Below are 22,860 nucleotides of genomic sequence, written 5' to 3'. Positions count from 1 at the left end.
AGCGGGCCGAAACTGTCGGTGCCCGGCGGTAGCGTGGAAATCGGGGGCTGCTCAGTCACGGGGCGGCGCCCCCAGCCGAAGCCGGGCCGATTGCGCCGGCCGCGGCGCCGCCGGGCCGGTGCCGCACCTGCCACGGTGAAATCGCGCAGCTCGGCGGGGGTGCCGGGTCGCACCTGTGGCAGGTTGGGTGCGCGGGTTGCGCCGCTCGGCGGGGTGCCGGGTCGCGCCCGCCGCAGGTTGGCTGGGCGGGTTGCGCGCTCGGCGAGAGTGGCGGGTCGCGCCCGCGGCAGGTCGGCTGCGCGAGTTGCGCCGCTCAGCGGAAGTGCCGCCCGCGCCCGCCGCAGGTCGGCCGCGTGAAATCGCGCCCCTCACTCGCGTCCCACCCGGGGACCGGCACCGCTCACCCGGCCCCCAGCTGCGCCCGCCGCCACAAACCACCCGCCCCCAGCGCCGCCACCACGCCGATCGCGCCCGCTCCGGCAACGACACCGTGCGGGGCCACCCGCTCGGCCGCCACCCCGGCCAGCACCACGCCCAGCCCCTGCGACACCCGCAGCGCCGTCAACGCGAACCCGAACGCCTGTGCCCGCTGGGCGTCCGGCGTGAGCTGCACGAACGTCGTGTTCGCGATCAAGTTGTACGAACTGGCCACCCCGGACAGCGTGAACACCACCAACGTGGCCACCAGGTCCGGTCGCAGCGCGCACCCCAGCAACGCCGCGCACGCCAGCACCGCCAGCGGGCCCAGCAATCGAGCCCGAAAAGCCGGCGGGACACGAGACAGCGCCGCCATGCCCAACACGTTCCCCAGTGCGTACGCCCCGAGCAGCAGCCCGACCACCGCCGCGCCGCCGCCGAGCTCCGCCGCGTACGGGGCCGCGATCGCTTCGCCCGCTATGTAGATCCCCGACACGCAGCCCAGTGCCACCAGCGCGAGCCGGCGGCGGTCGCCCGCCACCACCGTCCAGCCCGCCCTGATGTGGGCCCACCACCGGACGTCCGGGGCGGCCTGTGGGGGCCGGGGCCGCACGCCGGCCGTCAGGAACAGGGCCGAAACCGCGAAGCTCGCCGCGTCCGCCAGGAGGGCGCCGCTCGTACCGACGGCCGCCACGAGGAGGCCGCCGAGGGCGAAGCCCGCCACCTGGCCCGCCTGCACCAGCATCATCAGCAGGCTCATCCCCGGCACGAACCGCTCGCCCGGCAGCACCTGCGGCAGCAGCGCCGCGCGCGCCGAGTTCCACACCGGGTTGAACAGCTGGACGCCCACGAGCAGCGCCGCCACCGCCGGCAGCGGCAGGCCGGGCACCGCCATCGCGGCCACCGCGCCCGCCCGCAGGACGTCCGCCAGGACCATCACCGTCCGCGGCGGGTGACGGTCGGCCAGCCCGGACAGCAGGGGCCCGCCGACGAGGTCCGGCAGGAACGTCAGCGCGTAGGTCAGCGCGGCCCAGCCCGGCGAGTTCGTGCGGTCGTAGACCAGGATCGACAGCGCCACCCTGGCCAGCTGGTCACCGGTGACCGAGACCAGCTGGGCCGCGAACAGCGCCCGGAACTCGGTCACGGCGAGGACGTCCCGGAACCCTGCCGCCCGTGCCGTCATGGGCACCCAGGGTACCGCCGCGGACGCCCAGCGTGAACGTCCGTTAGGAGGTCACTGACCTCCGCCGCAGACGATTTTCGGCTGCGGGTTGTAGTGGACGGTCCGGGTCGACCGGCTCACCTCGCGGCCGGTGTTGACGTCCTTGAGCACGCGGGTGTTGCTGGTGGTGAACCCCTGCGCGCCGTTGGAGGCGTGGCAGTTCTCCGCCGGGCCCGGCTTGGTCGGCGGGTCGTTCTGGTTGGTCTGCGCGCCTTCGATCGACTCGACCGTGTAGCGCTTGGTGCCCCACAGCTTCACGGTGATCGACGACGGCGTCCAGATCGTCTGGATCGCGATCCCGGTCGGCGCGTCGTTGGTGAACTTGAGGTCGATGACGCTGGAGCCGTTGGGGTTCTGGAACACCGTCGCCTCGCGCGCGGCGGGGTAGCGGCTGATGTAGTAGCTGTGCTCCTTGTGCCCCGCGTCCTTCAGGCCCGCGAAGTACGCCGCGTTGTACAGCGTGGTGGCGAACTGCGAGATGCCGCCGCCGACCTCGCGGCCGGGCGCGCCCTCCTTGATGACGCCGGCCTCGACGTAACCCTGGGCGGTGCCGCGCGGACCGGTGAACCCGTTGAGGCTGAAGGTTTCCCCGGGCTTGACGATGGCGCCGTTGACCTTCTGGGCGACGGTCCGGATGTTCACCCCGGAGTCGGCCGCGAACTTCTGGGTCGTGAACTCGCCGACGACCTCCTTGATGCCCAGCTGGTTCGCCTGCTCGGTGGTGACCTTCGCCGGGCTGTCCTTGTAGATCGCCGGGACCTCGCGGCCGTCGGTCTTCTTCAGCACGTCGGGCAGCGGCTTGAGGCTGGGGTCCCAGTCGACGGTCCGGCCGTCGGTGGAGGGGTCGACCGTGGGCTTGCCGCCCTCGAAGACGACGGTGGCGTCCTTGCCCTCCTTCTCGGTGGACTTCAGCTGCGGCCCGGCGGCTTCGGCGATCTTCGCGTTGTCGATCTTCGGCGTCAGCCCGCCGCCGTCGGCGGGCTCGAACGTGATGGCCGCGGCGATCGCTTCCGGCTTCACGGTCGCGTTCTTGCCCTCGCCCTTGACCACCAGCGGGCCGGAGACGGCGGGGCGCGCGAACCCGTCGAGCGCCGCCTGGACGCCTTCGGGCGTGGTGCGGACCGGCGTGCTGGCGACCGGCAGCGCCAGGGTCTCCCCGCTCGCCCACTTCTCGACGACGGCGGCGGTCGCGGCCGCCACGTCGAGCTTCTGCCCGGTCTTCGGCGGCACGGCGACCGGCTCGGCACCCTCGAACTTCACGGTGCCCTCGACCGGTTCGCGGTCGACCTGCCCGCGCAGCGTCTCCAGCGCGGCGGTGAGCTTGGCCTGGTCGGAGTGGCTGACGACGCCGACCTCGCGGCTGGAGAACAGCGAGGACAGCCGCGTGAAGGGGTTCAGCGGCTGCTCGCCGGCCTGGTCGAGGGTCTGCGGCCAGTCGAGCTTCAGCCCGGCGAGCGTCGGCGACAGCGTGCCCTGGTACTCGCCGGCGGTGACGGCGAGCGGGCGCGTCAGCCGCGGCTCGATCTTCCCGCGCAGCTCCTGCTCGGCGGCCTCGCGGCCCATCCCGCCGACGTCGACGCCGGCCACGGTCACACCCCGCGGCACGCTGCCCTGGCTGATCAGCAGGTCGATGCCGTACACCGCGACGAGCAGGCCGAACACCCCGCCCGCGATGAAGCCGGCCTTGCGGAAGGAGCGCTTCGCCGTGCCCGGGTCCGGTTGCGGCTCGGGCCGGACGGCCGGCAGGACGTCGGTCTGCTCGCCGTGCGAGTCGGGCCAGTGCGGTTCGTACGGCAACTCTCCACCCCTTCAACGCGGCACCGGGTTGCGTCGGTGACAGGAACAGCGTACGGGGCACCCGGACAAGCCGAACGACTCGCCCTAACGGGGGATCAACCGGTCACGGATCAGTGAACGGGGCAACCTCACCGCGCGTCGGGTTCCGGATTTCGCCCCGGCCGGGCGAGAAAGTCGAAGTCACAGCCCTCGTCGGCCTGCGTGATGTGGTCGCTGTAGAGCGCGCCGTATCCACGCTCGAAGCGCGGGGCCGGGGCCGTCCACTCCGCACGCCGCCGGGCCAGTTCCTCATCGGACACCTCGAGCCGCAGTGTCCGGGCCGGAACGTCCAAGGTGATCAGGTCGCCGTCGCGGACCAGGGCCAGCGGGCCGCCGACGTGCGACTCGGGCGCCACGTGCAGGACGCAGGCGCCGTAGCTCGTCCCGCTCATCCGCGCGTCGGAGATGCGGACCATGTCCCGGACGCCCTGTTCGAGCAGGTGCGCGGGGATCGGCAGCATCCCGTACTCCGGCATGCCGGGGCCGCCGAGCGGGCCGGAGCCGCGCAGCACCAGCACCGAGTCCGCGGTGATCGCCGGGTCGTCGATCCGCTTCTTGAGGTCGGCGTAGTTCTCGAACACCACGGCCGGGCCGGTGTGCGTCAGCAGGTGCCGCTCGGCCGCGATGTGCTTGATGACCGCCCCCGACGGCGCCAGGTTGCCGTGCAGCACCGCGACCCCGCCCTCGGCGGCGACCGGGTTGTCCCGCGTGCGGATGACGTCGTCGTCGTGCACGCGCGCGGACGCGAGGTTCTCGCCGAGGGTGCGGCCGGTGACGGTGGGCCGCTCGGGGTGCAGCAGGTCGGTCAGCCGCGAGAGCAGCCCGGGCAGGCCGCCGGCGTAGTAGAAGTCCTCCATCAGCCAGGCGCCGCCGGGCCGGATGTTCGCCAGCACCGGCACGCGCCGCGCGATCGCGTCGAAGTCCGCCAGCGAGACGCCGATCCCGCTGCGGCCGGCCATCGCGATCAGGTGGATCACGGCGTTGGTCGAGCCGCCGAGCGCGAGCACGGTGGTGATCGCGTCGGCGTAGGCGCGCTTGTCCAGCACCTGCGTGATGGTGAGGTCCTCCCAGACCATGTCGACGATCCGCGCGCCGCTGGCGGCGGCCATCCGGTGGTGCGCCGAGTCGACGGCGGGGATCGACGCGGCGCCCGGCAGCGTCACGCCGAGCACCTCGGCGGCCGACGTCATGGTCGAGGCCGTCCCCATGGTCATGCAGTGCCCCGGCGACCGGGCGAGCCCGTGTTCCAGTTCGGACATTTCGGCGTCGCCGATCAGGCCGGCGCGCTTGTCGTCCCAGTACTTCCACATGTCGGTGCCGCTGCCGAGGACCTCGGTGCGCCAGTGCCCGCGCAGCATCGGCCCGGCCGGGACGAAGATCGCGGGCAGCCCTGCGCTGGCCGCCCCCATCAGCAGCGCCGGTGTGGTCTTGTCGCAGCCGCCCATGAGGACGGCGCCGTCGAGCGGGTAGGACCGGAGGATCTCCTCGGTCTCCATGGCCAGGAGGTTGCGGTAGAGCATCGGCGTCGGCTTCTGGTAGGTCTCCGACAGCGTCGCGACCGGGAACTCGAGCGGGAAGCCGCCGGCCTGCCAGACGCCGCGTTTGACCTGCTCGGCGCGTTCGCGCAGGTGCATGTGGCAGGGGTTGATGTCCGACCAGGTGTTGAGGACGCCGATGACGGGTTTGCCGAGGTGCTCTTCCGGGTTGTAGCCGAGCTGGCGGCCGCGGGCGCGGTGGCTGAAGGTGCGCAGTTCGTCGCCGCCGAACCACCGGTGGCTGCGGAGTTCCTCGGGTCGCTTCATGCGATCCAGTATGGCATCTGATATACGATCGGCGGGCCTGGTTGAATTGGGGGTTCACAGATCGAGGGAGCGCACCATGACCGGGACGTTCAGCCTGCCAGCCTCCCGGACCGAGGTGGTCCTGGAGGAGATCCGCCGCGGCATCCTGACCCGGGAGCTGGTGCCCGGCCAGCCGCTGGTCGAGGCGGAGCTGGCCGCGCGGCTGGGCGTGTCGAAGACGCCGGTGCGCGAGGCGCTCAAGGTGCTGTCGAACTCGGGCCTGGTCACGTTCAGCCCGTACAAGGGCGCGTCGGTGATCACGGTCGACGCCGAGCTCGCGAAGTCCGTCTACGACGTGCGGATGGTGCTCGAACCCGAGGCCGTCCGGCGCACGGTCGAGCGGCGCGACCCCGAGCTGCTGGAAGACGCGGCGGAGGCCCTGAAGGAGGCGTCGACGGCGATCGCGGACAAGGACCAGGCCGCGCTGAGCCTGCTGAACCGCCGGTTCCACCGCGCGCTCTACCGTGGCTGCGGCAACCCGCTGATGGTCAGCATCCTCGACGACCTCAAGGACCGCGCGGCGCTGATCAGCATCGTCGGCTGGGAGGCCAACCCCAGCTGGAAGAAGGAGCAGGCCGAGCACAAGGCGGTCCTCGCGGCGGCGAAGAAAGGGGACGCCGAGGGTGCGGCCACGCTGCTGCGCGACCACATCGGCGGCTTCCTCGAACGGGTGCTGAAGGCCATCGGATGAGGCTGCTGCTCATCTCGGACACGCACCTGCCGGCCCGCGCCCGCGAGCTGCCGCCGCCGGTGTGGGCCGAGGTGGCGGCCGCGGACGTCGTCGTGCACGCGGGTGACTGGGTCGACGTCGCCCTGCTCGACGAGCTGGCGGCGCGCAGCAAGCGGCTCATCGGCGTGTACGGCAACAACGACGGCCCGGACCTGCGAGCCCGGCTGCCGGAGATCGCGCGGGCGGACCTCGGTGGCGTGCGCCTGGCCGTCATCCACGAGACGGGCGCGAAACAGGGCCGTGAGCAGCGGTGCGACGCGCAGTTCCCGGACACCGACGTGCTGGTCTTCGGGCACAGCCACATCCCGTGGGACACGGTGACGCCGTCCGGGATGCGCCTGCTCAACCCGGGTTCGCCGACCGACCGCCGCCGTCAGCCGTACTGCACGTACCAAACCGCCTTCGTGCGCGAGGGTGCCTTGGTGGACGTCGAGCTGCACCGACTGCCCCGGAGGGGGTAGACAGGTCCCATGGATCCGGCATGGGCGTTGCGGGAGATCGCGTTCCAGCTCGAGCGCGCGGGCGAGCCGACGTACCGCGTCCGGGCGTTCCGCAACGCGGCGACGACGGTCGACAAGACCGACGGCGAGCAGCTGAAGCGGATGGCGGAGAACGGCACGCTGACGTCGCTGCCCGGTATCGGCAAGGCCACCGCGGGCGTGATCGAGGACGCGCTGGCCGGCCGTGACCCGGCGTACCGCGGCAAGATCGTCGCCAAGGAGCTGCCGGACGGCGAGCCGCTGCGCTCGGCCCTGCGCGGGGACTGCCACACCCATTCCGACTGGTCGGACGGCGGCAGCTCGATCGGCGAGATGGCGGTGGCCGGCCGGGACGTCGGCCACGAGTGGATGGTGCTGACCGACCATTCGCCGCGCCTGACGGTCGCGAACGGGCTGTCCCCGGACCGGCTGCGGACGCAGATGCAGATCGTCGCGAAGGCCAACGAGCTGATGGCGCCGTTCCGGCTGCTGCAGGGCATCGAGGTCGACATCCTCGACGACGGGTCCCTCGACCAGGAAGAGGAGCTGCTGGGGGAGCTGGACTTCGTGGTGGCGAGCGTCCATTCGAAGCTGCGGATGCCCGCCCGGGACATGACACGCCGGATGCTGGCGGCGGTCCGGAACCCGCACGTCCGGGTCCTCGGCCACTGCACGGGCCGGCTGGTGGTGGGCAAGGGGCGCCCGGAGTCGGAGTTCGACGCGGAGAAGGTCTTCACGGCCTGCCGCGAGAACGGGGTCGCGGTGGAGATCAACTCGCGCCCGGAGCGCCTCGACCCGCCGATGCGGTTGCTGCGCCTGGCGGCGGAGATCGGCTGCGAGTTCGCGATCGACAGCGACGCGCACGCACCGGGGCAGCTGGACTGGCTGGGCTACGGGTGCGAACGGGCGATCGAGGCGGGGATCGGGCCGGAGCGCATCATCAACACGCGAACCGCGGACGATCTTCTGACGCGGTGAGCTACCTTTCCGCGGATGTCCTGTCTTCCGCTCGCACGCGACGCCCTCCGCGTGACGGCTCGCCGCCTCCCGTTCGGCAGACGTTTCGCCCGCGGCGTCTACCGGCACGCCTGCCGGGACACCTTCGGTGACTTCCAGCGGGGGTCCCTGCCGGAGAACGTGTACCGGGAAGCCGTGTTGCGGAGTTCGCTCCGCAACGGACTCACGTCGCTGGCCGGTATCGCGATTCTGGTCGTCACGGCCGTTGCCACCGCCGCCACTGTGGTGCTGATGCCACACGACCAAGGGGTGTGGGGCACACTCTTGTCCATCACGCTCGTCTACTTCGCGGTGATCGGACCGTTTCTCGCGGTCGCCTGGGTGGCTTACGCCAGGGTCGTCGCCGGCTGGGCGCCGATCATGGTGTGCTTCCACCTCTTCCGGTGCCTGTCCGAGATCGACCGGATGCGGCGGTGGGAGTCCAGGGCGCGGCGCGGTTCGTTCGCCGACGTCAAGGAGTACCTCCGGTGCCGGAAGCTGTTCCGGAGCCGGATCTCCGGCCACGCCCGCTTCATCACGATCGAGCTCGGGTACCTGCAGCGCTGCGGCCGCCCGAAAACCGAGCGCCCCACAGCGAGCGCGGTGGAAAGACGGCTCGCCTGGCTGCTGGTCGACTTCGACGACCCGATCCGGCGGGAACACGCGGTCCAAGTCCTCGAAGCGACCCTCTGCCAAGTGGCAGGCACCCGGTTCTGGCGGCCCGCGACCCTGCCCCGGCTGCCCTTCGGTCACCTGCCGGACAAGCCGCTCTCCGCCACCCCGTGGGTGCGCTTCCGCAGCTGGCAGGGCAGCCCGTTCCTCCTGGCCCTGCTTCCCCTGGCCGCCGCGATCGTCACCTTCGTCGCCAAGGTGCTCTGACCCCCAGGGCGACCGCAAGGCCGCCCTGGGTGCCGGAACGTCAGTTGATCGTGTACGAGTCGCCGTAGACCTTCCACTTCAGCGGCGTGTGCAGGTCGAAGTTCCCTTCGTTGAGGAACTTCAGCTGCGCGGTGTCCACCCGGGACGTGTCCGAGTGCGCGTCCTCCTGCTTCATGATCACCTTGCGGGCGTCGAGGAACGCCTTCAGGTACGTCGTCTCGTTGCCGCCCTGGGCCGGGGTTTTCGCCTTCTGCATGGCCGTCCGGCGGATGCCGCCGAAGCTGTCGGAGCTGGTGCCGGGGCCGTGCATCACGATCGCGTCGTAGTAGATGAACTGGCCCAGTGTGCTCAAGCCGTCCGACTTGCCCTGGTTCACCGACGGGTTGAAGTACACGCGGTCGCGCTCGTTGTTCTGCGCGGTCTGGAACGCCGTGGTCGCCGCGGCCTGCTTCCACGCGCTCTCGAACGCCGAGCCCAGGCCCGCGTGGGAGTCCGTGCCGTTCACCTTGCGCAGCGCCGGGAGGTACTTGGCGAGCGGGTTGTTCGGCACCGAGTTCGTGTACGCCTCGACGAGTTCCAGCATGTCGCCGGTGCCCGAACAGAACCCGATGATGCCCGCGGTGTAGCCACGGCCGTCGCCGATGTCCTCGATGTACTTGTACTGCGCCTTCCAGTCCAGCGACGAGTTTTCCGCGCTGGAGACCAGCTTCATCGCGATTTCCTTCTTCGCCGGCGCAGCCAGGTCGCCGACGGCGAGCACCGAAGCACCGGCGACCGGCGCCGGGGCGGCCGAGGAGAACGCGGGCGTGGTGATCACGAGGGCCGCGACGGAGGCGGCGCCGAGCGTGCCGATGAGGACCGGCCGCAACTTCTTGCTCATGGGGAGGGGACCCTTTCCGCGGGCTACGGGTATTGGGGGTGGAGCTGCGGCGTAGCGACACGGTAGCGAAGAGTCAGCGAGCTCCACAAGAGGCGGAATCCGTTCATGTTCGTGAACGGTCCAGACCACTTCCCAAGGGTCCATAAAGGACGGTCAGTGCACCCCGGCGAAGATGCGGATGACGTCCGGCAGCACGTTCACCGGGATCGTCGGGTCGATCGCGCGCTGGACGCCGAGCCCGATGCCGAGGCTGAGCAGCGCCGTCGCGGCGTCGTCGGCCGACATCGGGAGCGTGATCCCGAACCGCTCGGCGTACCCGGTGAGCAGGCCGGCGATGGTGTCGCGGATGGCCTTGTCCCGCGCCGCCAGCTCGGCGCGCACGTGCGGGTCGCGGCGCGCGTTCGTCGCGAACTCGACCTCCAGGGAGGTCCAGGCCTCGTCGCCGATGCTGCGCTCGGCCCACGTCTGGAACGCCGCCAGCAGCCCTTCCACCCCGTCCGCGCCGACCAGTGCTTCGGCGATCAGGGCGACCTGCTCGTCGTGGATCCGGTCGAGCACGGTGAGGCACAGCTCGTCCTTGCTGCGGAAGTTCGAGTACACCGCGCCCTTCGAGTACCCGGCCTCGTCGGCGACCTTCTCCAGCGACGTCACCGAGTAGCCGTCGCGCAGGAAGAGCTGCTTGGCGGTCTCGATCAGCTGCTCGCGGGTGCGCGCCTGGCTTTCCGCGCGGGTGAGTCGGGCCATGCGCCCAACTCTAGCGAACCTCGGAATTGGGGTACCGATGGTTTCCGAATACTGTTAGTCTCCGAAAATGGAACAACGCCACTTCGCGGTCCTCGTCATCGGTGCCGGGGCGTCGGGGCTGGGGGCCGCCATCCGGCTCGCCCAGGCCGGCGTCGGCGACCTCGCCGTGCTGGAGAAGGCCGGCTCGCTCGGCGGGACCTGGCGCGACAACACCTATCCCGGCTGCGCCTGCGACGTCCCGTCCGCGCTGTACTCCTACTCGTTCGCGCCCAATCCGGAGTGGACGCGCGCGTTCGCCGGCCAGGCCGAGATCCGCGCCTACCTGCAGGACACGGCCGAGCGCTTCGGCGTCACCGGCAAGATCCGCTACGGCGTCGAGGTGACGCGCGCGCAGTGGAACGCCCGCGAGTCGATCTGGGAACTGGAGACGTCCCAGGGGCCCCACAGCGCGCGGATCCTGGTCGCCGGCACCGGCCCCTGGCACGAGCCGCTGGTCCCGGACCTGCCGGGGCTCGACGGCTTCCCGGGCGAGGTCTTCCACTCCGCGCGCTGGAACCACGGCTACGACCTGGCGGGCAAGCGCGTCGCGGTGATCGGCACCGGCGCGTCGGCGGTCCAGTTCGTCCCGGAGATCGTGCCCGAGGTCGGGCGGCTGCACCTGTTCCAGCGCACCGCGCAGTGGGTGCTGCCGAAGCCGGACCACCCCGTCCCCGGCGTCGAGCGGTTCCTGCTGCGGCGGTTCCCGGCCCTGCAGCGGGCGTTGCGCAGCGCGGAGTACGGCGCGATGGAGACGCTCGGCTTCGGCTTCCGGCACCCGTGGCTGCTGCGGCAGGTGCAGCGGATCGGGCTCGCGCACCTGCGGCTCACGGTCCGGGATCCGGCACTGCGCCGGGCGCTGACGCCGGACTACACGCTGGGCTGCAAGCGGTTGCTGATGTCCAACACGTACTACCGCGCGCTGACGCAGTCCCATGTGGACGTCCACCCGACCGCGGTGCGTGCGGTGGACGGTCCCCGGGTGATCGGCGCGGACGGCTCGTCGGCGGAGGTCGACGCGATCATCTTCGGCACCGGCTTCCACATCCTCGACATGCCGGTGTCGTCCCGCGTCTTCGACGGTGACGGCCGCAGCCTGGACGACCACTGGCAGGGCAGCCCGCAGGCGTACGCGGGGACGACGGTGGCCGGGTTCCCGAACCTGTACCTGCTGCTGGGCCCGAGCCTGGGCACCGGGCACTCGTCGGCGTTCATGATCCTGGAGGCCCAGCTGCGCCACACGGTGGCGGCGGTGACGCGCACGCTGGGCGCGGGGTGGCCGTCGCTGTCAGTGCGCCCGGAGGTGCAGGCGAAGTTCAACGCCGAGGTCCAGGCGGCGCTGCCGGGCACGGTGTACCAGGCGGGCGGCTGTTCGAGCTACTACACGGATGTCAACGGGCGCAACAGCTTCAGCTGGCCCTTCTCCACCGGGCGCCTGCGGTCGCAGGTGGGGACGTTCGCCGAGACGGACTACGAGATCGGGAGGGTCCATGCGGTATCCGGCGATTGAGGTGCGGGACGCGGTGGTCGCGATCACCGGCGGCGCCCGGGGAATCGGCCGCGCGACGGCCGCCGAGTTCACGGCGCGGGGCGCCACGGTGTGCGTCGGCGACCTCGACACGGCCCCGGGGGTGCTCCCGCTGGACGTCACGAACCGCGAGTCCTTCGACGCGTTCACGGCCGCGGTGACCGAGCGGTTCGGGCGGATCGACGTCCTGGTCAACAACGCGGGCGTGATGCCGCTCGGCGACTTCCTCGAGGAGCCGGACGACGTCGGCCGCACGACCCTGAACGTCAACGTGCAGGGGCTGGTCCACGGGCTGCGGTCGGTCCTGCCGGGGATGATCGCGCGCGGCCGCGGGCACGTCGTCAACGTCGCCTCGATGGCTGGGAAGATCCCGCTGCCGGGCATGGCGGTGTACAACGCGAGCAAGTTCGCCGCGGTCGGGCTGACGGCGGCGGTCCGCCGCGAGTACGCGGCGACCGGGGTCAGCGTCAGCGCGGTGCTGCCGAGCGCGGTCCGCACGGAGCTGGCGTCCGGGGTCCGGCTGGGCGGGGCACTGCCCACTGTGGACCCCGAAGACGTCGCCCGTGCGATCGCGGGCACCCTGCGGACCCGCCGCGCGGAGACGGCGGTCCCGCGCTGGCTCGCCGGCTGGGACCTGCTGGCCGCGGTGACCCCGGAGCCGCTGATGGCCTGGGCACGCGGCCTGATCGGCGACGACCGGGCCCTGACGGAACTGGACCCCGAGGCCCGCGCGGCCTACGTCAACCGCGTGGCGACGCAGTTACCGGCACCGGCCGCGCGCGGGGGCTCGTGAGTGGTAAGGCGCGTTCTAACGCGCCTTACCACTCACGACGGTGGTGAAGCGGATCCCTGCCTTGGTGAGCCGATCGACCAGCGCGCCGCCCATCGCGGTCGCCGTCGTCACCTGGCCCGCTGTCTCCGGGAGGTCGTCGGTCGCCAGGCAGAGCGCGGACTCCGCGAGCATCTTCGCCGTCTCGTCGTAGCCCGGGTCGCCGCCGGACACCTCCGTCACCACCCGCGAGCCGCCGCCCTCGCCGACGAACCGCACCGAGAACCACGACCGTGCCCGCCGCTCGGCGCTCGGGCCGGTGCCCGGGGCCAGCCGCCGGGACAGGGCCCGGCGGGCCGGCGGGATCTGGGCCGCGGCGAACAGGGCGCCCGCGCCCGCCACCCCGCCGGCCAGGATCGGCAGGTGCTTCACCGCGGCGAAGTGCCGGTAGGTGAAGTCCGGCCCGTACCGCTCGGACGCCGCCGCCGAGCGCCGGACCACCTCGGCGTCGATCGTCGGCAGCGGCACCGCCCACCAGCCCGGGTCGGCGACGCGGTGCGGGCGCCCGAGCGGGGCGCGCGCGAACCGGCCGGCCGGGCGCGGCTCGGCGGCGGCCCGCTCGCGAGCCACGCGGGCGCCGGCCGGCAGCCGGGACATGATGGTCAGGGCGCTGAGGAACGTGCCGCCCGAGGGCATCCCGCCGGCCCGGACGTAGCCGTCGACCCGCAGCGGCACGCCCTCGGGCAGCTGCTGCACGGTGAACCAGGCACCGAGGTCGTGCGGGATCGAGTCGAACCCGCACGCGTGCACCAGCCGCGCGCCCGTCTCGCGGGCCCGCCGGTCGTGCGCGAGGTACATCCGGTCGACGAACTCGGGTTCGCCGGTCAGGTCGACGTAGTCGGTGCCCGCCTCGGCGCACGCCGCCACCAGCGGCTCGCCGTGCGTCAGGTACGGCCCGACGGTCGTGATCACCACCTTGGTGGCTTCGGCGACGGCTCGCAGCGAGTCCCGGTCGCCGGAGTCGGCGACGAGCAGGTCGAGCGAGCCGAACCGGTCGTCGATCTCGGTGAGCAGCGCCCGGACGGCCTCGAGCTTGCCGCGGCTGCGCCCGGCCAGGGCCCAGCGCAGGTCCGCCGGCGCGTGACGGGCCAGGTATTCGGCGGTCAGGCCGCCGGTGAACCCGGTGGCGCCGAACAGGACCACGTCGTACGCGCGCATGTCTGCTCCTTCGAAGGGACGTCGGCGCGCTCAGGTTACCCGCCGGTCACATCCCGGCGCCGGGTGAACTACCGGCGGGTACAGTGCCCCCTCGAACGCGAGGAGGCAACCGTGACCGAACGCTTCGGCAGCTACCAGAACGAGATCTACCTGCAGGGGCTCGGAGGTCAGCTGCCGCCGTGCTCGACCGACGCGACCCGGCTCGAAGCGTCGGCCCGCGAGGTCATGGCGCCCGGGCCGTTCTCCTACGTCGCGGGCGCGGCCGGCTCCGGCGCGACCGCCCGCGCCAACCGCGAGGCGTTCGACCGCTGGCGCATCGTGCCGCGCATGCTGACCGGCGCCACCGAACGCGACCTGGCCACGACCGTGCTCGGCACCCGGCTGCCGGCCCCGGTGGCCGTCGCGCCGGTCGGCGTCCAGTCGATCGTCCACCCGGACGCCGAGTCCGCGACGGCCCGCGCCGCCGCCTCGGTCGGCCTGCCGTTCATCCTCTCCACGGCGTCGTCGACCGGCATCGAGGACGCCGCCGCGGCAGGCGGCGACGGTCCGCGCTGGTTCCAGCTGTACTGGCCCGGCGACGCCGAGGTCTGCGCGAGCCTGCTGAACCGGGCGAAGAACGCGGGCTACACGGCACTGGTCGTCACGCTCGACACGTGGACGCTGGCCTGGCGACCGTCCGATCTGGACCAGGCGTACCTGCCGTTCCTCAAGGGCGAGGGCTGCGCCGTCCCGTTCACCGACCCGGTGTTCCGCGGCCTGCTGGAGAAGACGCCGGAGGAGGAGCCGAACATGGCGATCCTGCGCTGGATCGGCATGCTCACCGGCACCGACAAGACGTGGGACCAGCTGCCGTTCCTGCGCGAGCACTGGGACGGCCCGATCGTCCTCAAGGGCATCCAGCACGTCGGCGACGCCCGCCGCGCGGCCGAGGCGGGCATGGACGGCATCGTCGTGTCGAACCACGGCGGCCGCCAGGTCGACGGCGCGATCGGCGCCCTGGAGGCCCTCCCGGCCATCGTCGCGGCGGTCGGCGACCGCATGGAGGTGCTGTTCGACTCGGGCATCCGCACCGGCGCCGACGTGCTCAAAGCCCTGGCACTGGGCGCGCGGGCGGTCCTGGTGGGCCGCCCGTGGGTGTACGGCCTCGCCCACGCGGGGGAGGACGGCGTCCGGCACGTCCTGCGCAGCCTGCTGGCGGACTTCGACCTGACCATGGGGTTGTCCGGTCATCGGACGCTCGCCGACCTGGGCCCGGACTCGCTGCAGCGGACATGAGGTAACGAATCGGGAATTCCGGAGACAGCCTGGGCCGCGGCCGCTACGGTTCTGCTTCGCCACGGCCGCTCGGGGACGGACCGGTGGTTTCCATCAGTCCTGGGCCAGCGACATGCAGCCGTTCTTCGACATCGGCCTCGGCCTGGTCGGTCTCGCGCTGATCGGTGGCTCGGTGGCGCTGAACAAGGCCAAGAACGCGCCGCAGCAGCAGGCGCCGGCGCAGCAGCCGCAGCAGCCCGGCCAGCCCGGCTGAGCCCAAGCGCCCCAATGTGGCGTTGGTTGCGTCCAACGCACCGAACGCCACATTGGGTGCGCTGGATGCACCGAACGCCACATTGGGTGCGCTGGATGCACCGAACGCCACATTGGGTGCGCTGGACGCACCGAACGCCACATTGGGGCGCTCGGGGCCGGGCCGGAGGTGTGGCCGGTCACGTAGCCGGGATATTCGGAGGCCCGGTTCGTCACCCACGGCTATCCTTGGCCCAAGAATGTCCGAGCCATCCCCCTTCACCGCGCTGCGAGCGCGCCTGCCCGAGCTGATGCCGCGCGACGAGCAGCGGCTGCGCCGCCGGCTCGAAGGCGCCCGCAAGGCCCGCAACCGCGACTCCGTGCTCGCGCAGATCGCCGCCGACATCGACAAGGCGGAGCTGCGCGTCGAGTCGCGGCGCCGGAGCGTGCCCAAGATCGAGTATCCCGAAGAGCTGCCGGTCAGCAAGCTCAAGGACGAGATCGCCGCCGCCATCGGCAAGCACCAGGTCGTCATCGTCGCGGGGGAGACCGGCTCCGGCAAGACCACTCAGCTGCCCAAGATCTGCCTGGAACTCGGCCGCGGCATCCGCGGCCAGATCGGGCACACCCAGCCCCGCCGGCTGGCCGCGCGCACGGTCGCCGACCGGATCGCGAGCGAACTGAAGACCGAGCTCGGCGACGCCGTTGGCTACAAGGTCCGGTTCACCGACCAGTCCGGCCAGGACACCCTGGTCAAGCTGATGACCGACGGCATCCTGCTGGCCGAGATCCAGACCGACCGCTCGCTGCGCCAGTACGACACGCTGATCATCGACGAGGCCCACGAGCGCAGCCTCAACATCGACTTCATCCTCGGCTACCTCAAGCAGCTGCTGCCGCGCCGCCCCGACCTCAAGGTCATCATCACCTCGGCCACCATCGACCCGGAGCGCTTCTCGAAGCACTTCGACGACGCGCCGATCGTCGAGGTTTCGGGGCGGACGTACCCGGTCGAGGTGCGCTACCGGCCGCTGGTCGACCCCGACGCCCCCGAGGACGCCGAGGAACGCGACCAGACCCAGGGCATCCTCGACGCCGTCGAGGAGCTGTGCGCCGAAGGACCCGGCGACATCCTGGTGTTCCTGTCCGGCGAGCGCGAGATCCGCGACACCGCGGACGTCCTCGACCGCGCGAACCTCCGCAACACCGAGGTGCTGCCGCTGTACGCGCGGCTGTCGTCGGCCGAGCAGCAGCGCATCTTCCAGTCCCACACCGGACGCCGGGTCGTGCTCGCGACGAACGTCGCCGAGACGTCGCTGACCGTGCCGGGCATCAAGTACGTCGTCGACCCCGGCACCGCGCGGATCTCCCGCTACAGCCACCGGACCAAGGTGCAGCGGCTGCCGATCGAACCGGTGTCGCAGGCGTCGGCGAACCAGCGCAAGGGCCGCTGCGGTCGCACGTCGGACGGCATCTGCATCCGGCTCTATTCCGAAGAGGACTTCGAAAGCCGGCCCGAGTTCACCGATCCCGAAATCCTGCGGACCAACCTGGCCTCGGTCATCCTGCAGATGACGTCGCTGGGCCTCGGCGACATCGCCGCGTTCCCGTTCGTCGAGCCGCCGGACCGCCGCCAGGTCAGCGACGGCATCGGCCTGCTGCAGGAACTCGGCGCGTTCTCGTCGACCGGGTCCGACCGCGACCTCACCGACGTCGGCCGCAAGCTCGCGCAGCTGCCGGTCGACCCGCGGATGGGCCGGATGGTCCTGGAAGCGGCGAAGAACGGGTGCGTCCGCGAGGTCATGATCATCGCCGCCGCACTGTCCATTCAGGACCCGCGCGAGCGGCCGGCGGAGAAGCAGCAGGCGGCCGACGCCCAGCACGCGCGGTTCGCCGACCCGACGTCGGACTTCCTGGCCTACCTGAACCTCTGGGAGTACGTCGCCGAGCAGCAGAAGGCGTTGTCCGGCAACCAGTTCCGGCGCATGTGCCGCACCGAGTACCTCAACTACCTGCGGCTGCGCGAGTGGCAGGACATCTTCAGCCAGCTGCGCCAGCTGGCCAAGCCGCTCGGCATCCACCTCAACACGAACGCGTCCCCGGCCGACCCGCAGCGCGTGCACACGTCGCTGATCGCCGGCCTGCTCTCGCACATCGGCCTCAAGGATCCGGCCAAGGGCGATTACCTGGGCGCGCGCGGCGCCCGCTTCGGCGTGTTCCCGGGTTCGGCGCTGTTCAAGAAGCAGCCGCGCTGGGTGATGTCGGCCGAGCTGGTCGAGACGTCGCGGCTGTGGGCGCGGGTCAACGCCCGCATCGAACCCGAATGGGTCGAGCCGCTGGCCCAGCACGTCGTGAAGCGGTCGTATTCCGAGCCGCACTGGGAACGCAAGCAGGGCGCGGTGATCGCGACCGAGAAGGTGACGCTGTACGGCGTCCCGCTGATCGCCGACCGCCGCGTCAACTACGGCCGGATCGACCCGGAGATGTCGCGGGCACTGTTCATCCGGCACGCGCTGGTCGAGGGTGACTGGCAGACGCGCCACCACTTCTTCGCCGAGAACCGCGCGCTGCTGGAGGAGGTCGAGGACCTCGAAAACCGCGCGCGGCGGCGCGACATCCTGGTCGACGACCAGACGCTCTACGAGTTCTACGACGCCCGCGTCCCGGCCGACGTCGTCTCGGTGCGCCACTTCGACAGCTGGTGGAAGAAGGCGCGTCACGAGCAGCCGGACCTGCTGTCGTTCGAGAAGTCCATGCTCATCAACGAGACCGCGGGCGGCGTCCGCGAGGGTGACTACCCCGACTCGTGGACGCAGGGCACGCAGGTCTTCAAGCTCACCTACCAGTTCGAGCCGGGCGCGGACGCCGACGGTGTCACCGTGCACGTCCCGCTGCCGGTGCTCAACCAGGTGACGCCGGACGGGTTCGACTGGCAGGTGCCGGGCCTGCGGGCGGAGCTGGTGACGCAGCTGATCAAGTCGCTGCCGAAGGCCCTGCGGCGCAACTTCGTCCCGGCCCCGGACACCGCGCGGGAAGTCCTTTCGCGAGTGTCCCCTTCGGACGGTCCGCTGCTGGAGGTGCTCGGCCGCGAGCTGCGGGCGCTGCGCGGGATCACGGTGCCGTACGCCGACTGGGACCTGGCTTCGGTGCCGGAGCACCTCAAAATGACGTTCCGGGTGGTCGACGAGCGCGGCAAGCGCGTCGCCGAAGGCAAGGACGTCGCCGAGCTGCAGCGGCGGCTGGCCCCGAAGGTCCGCGCGACGATCTCCAAGGCGGCCAACACCCTCGAGAAAGCCGGCCTGACGAAACCGGCGTTCGGTTCGCTGCCGAAGGTGTTCGAGTCGACGCAGCGCGGTCACGACGTCAAGGCGTACCCGGCACTGGTGGACGAAGGCGAGTCGGTGGCCGTGCGGCTGCTGGACACGCCGGAGCAGCAGCACCACGCGATGTGGGCGGGCACGCGGCGGATGCTGCGGCTGAACCTGAACTCGCCGATGAAGTTCATCACGCGGTCGCTGTCCAACTCGTCGAAGCTGGTGCTCAACCGCAACCCGCACGGCAGCGTCGCGGCCCTGCTCGAGGACTGCGTCGACTGCGCGGTGGACGCCCTGATGACCGCCGGCGGCGGCCCGGTGTTCGACGAGACCGGCTTCAAGGTGCTGCTGGAGAAGGTCCGGGCGGGCCTGCACCCGGAAGTGCTGGCGGTGCTGACGGACGTGGAGAAGATCCTCCGCGCGGCGAACGACGTCGAGGTGCAGCTGTCCTCGGCCCGCGGCCCGGCGGACTCCCTGGCAGACATCCGCACTCAGCTGTCTTCACTCGTCTACCCGGGTTTCGTGACGGAGACGGGGGCGGCCCGGCTGCGGCACGTGGTCCGGTACCTGCAGGGGATTTCCCGGCGCTTGGAGAAGCTGCCCGTGGAGCCGACCCGCGACCTCCAGCGGACGGCGGACATCGCGTGGATAACCCGCGAGTACGCCGACGCGCTGGCATCGCTGCCGCCGGGAACGTCGTCCCCGGCGCTGCGCGAGGTGCGGTGGATGATCGAGGAACTGCGGGTGTCGTTCTTCGCCCAGACGCTGGGGACGGCGCACCCGGTGTCGCTGAAGCGGATCACGAAGGCACTGGACGACGCTCTGGCCTGAGGGGGAATGTCCGGCTTCGAACTTCCGTCGGTTGACCGCGTCCGCGCGCGGGTCAAGCCTGGGGCGGCTGGAGACCTTCCTGGGAAAGGACTTTCCGATGTCCTTGGGTGTTTCGTCCGCCAGGCGAAGAATCTTCGCCGTCTGCACCGCGCTGCTGTTGCCGTTCCTCTTCGCGCCCGCCGCGCACGCGGCCGAGGCGCGGCACAACGTCCCGAACCCGCTGCTCAAGGAGCAGTTCGCCGAGGGGGAGGACGAGGACAGCGACGATCCAGCGCTGTCCGCGCTCTGCCAGACCTACCTCGGCAAGCCGAACCCCTACCGGCCGCTCGCGCCGAACACCGACGTCATCGACGGCGACACCATCGTGCCGACGGGCAGCCAGACCGGCTGCAGCACGGCCCAGAACGAGACCACCGTCGCGGTCAACCCGGAGAACCCGCGCAACATCGTCGCCGGGGCGAACGACTACCGGCTGTACAACACGCGCGAGGCCCGCAACGACTCCGGCGGCTTCGCCTACACGTCGTTCGACGGCGGCCGGACCTGGGCGAACGTCCAGTTGCCGCACCTGGACTACCCGACCGGAGCGGCCGCGCCACTGTCCTCCATGGATGCGGCCGGTGACCCGGCGATCGCGTTCGGGCCGCACAACACGGTGTACTACGCGACGCTCGTGTTCAGCCGCGCGGCGGTGCCGGACGACCAGCAGTCGGCCAGCGGCATCGCGGTGTCGGTGTCCCACGACGGCGGCCGCAGTTTCGGCGACCCGGCGGTCCTGCACCTCGACGGCGTCACCCCGGCGGGCACGCCGACGCCGGCGAGGATCTTCAACGACAAGGAGTGGATCGCCGCCGACCCGGTGTCCGGCGACGTTTACGTGACGTGGACGCAGTTCACCTACGACGCGTCCGGCGCGTTCGTCGAATCGCCGATCGTGCTGTCGAAGTCTCGCGACTTCGGCCGGACGTGGTCGCCGATGCGCCGGATTTCGCCGTCGCTGAACGGGTTTCCGGGCGGGATCACGCCGTTCGGCAGCGGCTCGAACCCGGTGGTGACCCGCGACGGAACGCTCCAGGTGGCGTACGAGACGTCGGTGTGCGCAACGGCGGCGTGCGACCAGCCGGCCGACCACGACGCGGTGGCGGTGGCGACGTCCCGCGACGGCGGCCGGACGTTCCGGCACACCGAAGTGGGGCTCGACTTCGACTTCCCGGTCGACGAGGACGTCGCCAACAATGCCCTGACCGGCGAGAACTTCCGCGTCAACAGCTTCCCGCAGTTGACGTACGACCGCGTGACGGACCACTTGTGGGTGACCTGGGCCGACGACCGCAACGGCGTCTACCGCGACGGCGAGTCGGTGAAGACGAACGGAGACGCCTTCCTGAGCGGCTCGGACGGCCGCCACGGCTGGTCGAAGCCGGTGCAGGTGGGAACGGCGGCCGACGAGGTGTTCCCGGCGGTGGCGGCGATCGCCGGCCGGGTGGCGGTGACGACGTACACGCGCGCGTACGACCCGAGCGGCATCGGCCTGGACTACGCGTACGCGATGGGCTGGGGCGACGGGTTGTCGCCACTGCGGAGGATCACGACGCAGACGGCGAACCCGCAGGTCCAGTTCGTGTCGACGGGAGCGGAGACGGGCAAGGAGCTCCAGGGCGTGTTCATCGGCGACTACACGGCCGCGGCGGTCGGCGCGGACTTCCGGCTGCACCCGGTGTGGACGGACTTCCGCGGCAACCCGCGGAAGACATTGCCGAACCAGGACGTCGGGACGCAGACTCTGCCGATGTTCCCGTAGTGGCTGGACCGGCCGCTCCCAAGCCCGGGGGCGGCCGGAACCGGTTACTTGGCGTCGGCGTAGGTGTCGACCGCGGCCGTGTGCATCGGGAAGCGGACCGGGCAGGCCGGGCCGAACAGCATTCGCGCCGCCTCCGTGACCGAGTCCGTGATCGCGGTCGCGACCTCGCCGGCCAGCTCGGCCGGGGTGTGGACGATGACCTCGTCGTGCTGGAAGAAGACCAGATGGGCGGGTGACGGCAAGCGGGTGCGGAGGGTCGCCAGCATCACCGCCGTCATGTCGGCCGCGCTTGCCTGGACGACGAAGTTGCGCGTGAACCGGCCCCAGCCGCGGGAGGCCCGCCGGGCCTTCAGCTCTCCGGCTTCGTCCGACGCCAGCCCGCCCGTCAGCGCACGCCACGCCGCCGACGGCGCCGGTGAGGTGCGGCCCAGCCGGGACCGGACCCGCTCGCCGCGCTCGCCCGCCTGTGCTGCCCGCTCCACATAGGACACCGCGTCCGGGAACCGCTGGCGCAGCAACGCCAGCAGCGGTCCCGCCTCGCCGGACGTGCCGCCGTACATCGCCGACAGCATCGCGATCTTCGCGCGCGCCCGGTCGTCGCGGTCGTCGTCCGCCGCCGGCACCCAGCGGGCGCCCGAAAACAGGGCCTCGGCCAGCCGGGCGTACAGGTCCGTCGCCGCCGCGACATCGGCCAGCCGCCGGTCGCCCGACAGGGCCGCGAGCACCCGGGGCTCCAGCTGCGCCGCGTCCGCCACCACGAGCTTCCAGCCCGGGTCCGCCCGGACGCACGTCCGCAGCACCTTCGGGATCTGCAACGCCCCGCCGCCGCGGCTCGCCCACCGCCCGGTCACCACGCCGCCGACGACGTAGTGCGGCCGGAAGCGCCCGTCGTGCACCCACTCTTCGAGCCACGCCCAGCCGTTCGCCGCGAACAGCCGGGACAGCTCCTTGTACTCCAGCAACGGCCCGACCGCCGGGTGGTCGATCCCGCGCAGCAGGTACTTCCGCGCCGCCGGCACCTCGATCCCCTCGCGGGCCAGCGCCCGGACCACGCTCGGCGGCGAGTCCGGGTTGACCGGCCGCCCGCCGAACGCCTCGCTGATCTTCGCGCCCAGCTCGACCAGGGCCTTCGGCCGTTGCCCGGCCGGCACCCGCGGCCCCAGCCGCGCGGCCAGCAGCGCCTCGTGCACGTCGGCACGCCACGGCAGGCCGTCGGCCGACATCTCCGCCGCGGCCAGCGCGCTCGCCGACTCCGCGGCCAGCAGCAGCCGCATCCGGTCCGGGTGCCCGGTGGCCGCCACCCGCCGCTCCTGCTCCGCGAGGACGCGCCGCACCGCCGTGACGACCGTCACGCCCTCGGGCAGCGTCGGCACCCGCGTCTCGAACAGCGTCGGCTGCGCCAGCTCGACGGCGGACTGCTCGGGCGGCGGCTCCTCGCCGTTCGCCCTGGCCCAGGCCGCGCGCAGGCTCCGCGACTGCTCTGCCACGCCCTCGTACGCCAGCAGCAGCCCCTCGGCCAGCTCGAGGTCGTAGCACCGGCGCACCCGCAGCCCAGCCGCCATCAGCACCGGGTACGTCCGCTCCGCCGACGGGAACACCCACCGCGGTGCCAGCGACGACTCCAGCTCCCGCGCCAGCCTCGCGAAAGCCGCCTCGTCCAGGCCGGACACCGTGTCCGAAGGCGTGTGCACGGTGAAGCTGCCGTCCTCCTCTCGTCCCGCGATCACCTGCACTCGGACATCATGCCGACCACCACCGACATTTTTCGGGGGCCGCGGGTGGCGGAGCCCCCGCCCTGGGGCGAAGCCCCGGATGTGATTGCCAGTTTCTGAC

General features: G+C 71.7%; 17 protein-coding genes. 10 read left to right on the top strand and 7 right to left on the bottom strand.

From position 1 onward, the window contains the following. Positions 1–400 precede the first annotated feature (400 nt). The 3 genes from BLW76_RS37890 to araD form a co-directional block, all read right to left on the bottom strand. Complete coding sequence (locus BLW76_RS37890; protein ID WP_091316661.1) at positions 401–1,600, bottom strand: MFS transporter; 1,200 nt, start codon at positions 1,598–1,600, stop codon at positions 401–403. 51 nt (positions 1,601–1,651) lie between these two features. After that, entirely contained in the window at positions 1,652–3,436 is a 1,785-nt protein-coding gene (locus BLW76_RS37885) for a VanW family protein (RefSeq protein ID WP_091316659.1), read from the bottom strand. A 128-nt stretch (positions 3,437–3,564) separates the two neighbouring features. Beyond that, positions 3,565–5,277 (bottom strand): L-arabinonate dehydratase, encoded by a 1,713-nt coding sequence (araD, locus tag BLW76_RS37880; protein ID WP_091316657.1) that lies wholly within the window; start codon positions 5,275–5,277, stop codon positions 3,565–3,567. Positions 5,278–5,353: 76 nt separating this feature from the next. Between araD and BLW76_RS37875 the strand changes: the two genes are divergently transcribed. The 4 genes from BLW76_RS37875 to BLW76_RS37860 are packed head-to-tail and all read left to right on the top strand — an operon-like array spanning position 5,354 to position 8,400. After that, positions 5,354–6,007, top strand: a complete 654-nt coding sequence (locus BLW76_RS37875; protein ID WP_091316656.1) for a GntR family transcriptional regulator — start codon at positions 5,354–5,356, stop codon at positions 6,005–6,007. Continuing rightward, positions 6,004–6,507 (top strand): metallophosphoesterase family protein, encoded by a 504-nt coding sequence (locus BLW76_RS37870; protein ID WP_091316655.1) that lies wholly within the window; start codon positions 6,004–6,006, stop codon positions 6,505–6,507. The genes BLW76_RS37875 and BLW76_RS37870 overlap by 4 nt, the downstream gene beginning before the upstream one ends. 9 nt (positions 6,508–6,516) lie before the next feature. Beyond that, positions 6,517–7,503: a PHP domain-containing protein gene (locus tag BLW76_RS37865; RefSeq protein WP_091316653.1), complete on the top strand. Its 987-nt coding sequence runs from the start codon at positions 6,517–6,519 to the stop codon at positions 7,501–7,503. A 15-nt stretch (positions 7,504–7,518) separates the two neighbouring features. Continuing rightward, complete coding sequence (locus BLW76_RS37860; protein ID WP_143060759.1) at positions 7,519–8,400, top strand: hypothetical protein; 882 nt, start codon at positions 7,519–7,521, stop codon at positions 8,398–8,400. A 40-nt stretch (positions 8,401–8,440) separates the two neighbouring features. Here BLW76_RS37860 and BLW76_RS37855 read toward each other — a convergent pair whose 3' ends face one another. Next, a complete protein-coding gene (locus tag BLW76_RS37855; protein WP_091316648.1) occupies positions 8,441–9,280 on the bottom strand; it encodes a chitosanase in 840 nt (279 codons plus the stop codon). A 153-nt stretch (positions 9,281–9,433) separates the two neighbouring features. Further along, a complete protein-coding gene (locus BLW76_RS37850; protein WP_091316647.1) occupies positions 9,434–10,024 on the bottom strand; it encodes a TetR/AcrR family transcriptional regulator in 591 nt (196 codons plus the stop codon). 67 nt (positions 10,025–10,091) lie between these two features. On the opposite strand from BLW76_RS37850, the gene BLW76_RS37845 reads away from it, so the two are divergent. Next, a complete protein-coding gene (locus BLW76_RS37845; RefSeq protein ID WP_091316645.1) occupies positions 10,092–11,570 on the top strand; it encodes a flavin-containing monooxygenase in 1,479 nt (492 codons plus the stop codon). Continuing rightward, entirely contained in the window at positions 11,551–12,381 is an 831-nt protein-coding gene (locus tag BLW76_RS37840; protein WP_091316643.1) for an SDR family oxidoreductase, read from the top strand. The genes BLW76_RS37845 and BLW76_RS37840 overlap by 20 nt, the downstream gene beginning before the upstream one ends. Positions 12,382–12,396: 15 nt before the next feature. Here BLW76_RS37840 and BLW76_RS37835 read toward each other — a convergent pair whose 3' ends face one another. After that, positions 12,397–13,575 (bottom strand): saccharopine dehydrogenase family protein, encoded by a 1,179-nt coding sequence (locus BLW76_RS37835; RefSeq protein WP_091316642.1) that lies wholly within the window; start codon positions 13,573–13,575, stop codon positions 12,397–12,399. Positions 13,576–13,686: 111 nt separating this feature from the next. On the opposite strand from BLW76_RS37835, the gene BLW76_RS37830 reads away from it, so the two are divergent. From BLW76_RS37830 to BLW76_RS37815, 4 genes are all read left to right on the top strand, one after another. Next, complete coding sequence (locus BLW76_RS37830) at positions 13,687–14,850, top strand: lactate 2-monooxygenase (protein WP_091316640.1); 1,164 nt, start codon at positions 13,687–13,689, stop codon at positions 14,848–14,850. A gap of 112 nt (positions 14,851–14,962) precedes the next feature. After that, complete coding sequence (locus BLW76_RS49000; protein WP_167384870.1) at positions 14,963–15,103, top strand: hypothetical protein; 141 nt, start codon at positions 14,963–14,965, stop codon at positions 15,101–15,103. Positions 15,104–15,341: 238 nt separating this feature from the next. After that, positions 15,342–19,226 carry an ATP-dependent RNA helicase HrpA gene (gene hrpA / locus BLW76_RS37820; protein ID WP_091316638.1) on the top strand — a complete coding sequence of 1,295 codons (3,885 nt, stop codon included), beginning with the start codon at positions 15,342–15,344 and terminating at the stop codon, positions 19,224–19,226. A gap of 97 nt (positions 19,227–19,323) precedes the next feature. Further along, entirely contained in the window at positions 19,324–21,027 is a 1,704-nt protein-coding gene (locus BLW76_RS37815) for a sialidase family protein (RefSeq protein ID WP_091316636.1), read from the top strand. A 44-nt stretch (positions 21,028–21,071) separates the two neighbouring features. Here the strand turns inward: BLW76_RS37815 and BLW76_RS37810 are convergent, their stop codons facing one another. Then, the gene (locus BLW76_RS37810) at positions 21,072–22,760 is read right to left on the bottom strand and encodes a bifunctional 3'-5' exonuclease/DNA polymerase (protein WP_091316635.1); all 1,689 of its coding nucleotides are present in this window, start codon (positions 22,758–22,760) and stop codon (positions 21,072–21,074) included. Positions 22,761–22,860: the final 100 nt, after the last annotated feature.

The sequence above is a fragment of the Amycolatopsis tolypomycina genome, assembly GCF_900105945.1.
Taxonomy (GTDB): Bacteria; Actinomycetota; Actinomycetes; order Mycobacteriales; family Pseudonocardiaceae; genus Amycolatopsis; species Amycolatopsis tolypomycina.
The sequence above is the reverse complement of the archived record's forward strand: the minus strand, read 5'-3'. Positions and strand labels throughout refer to the sequence as shown.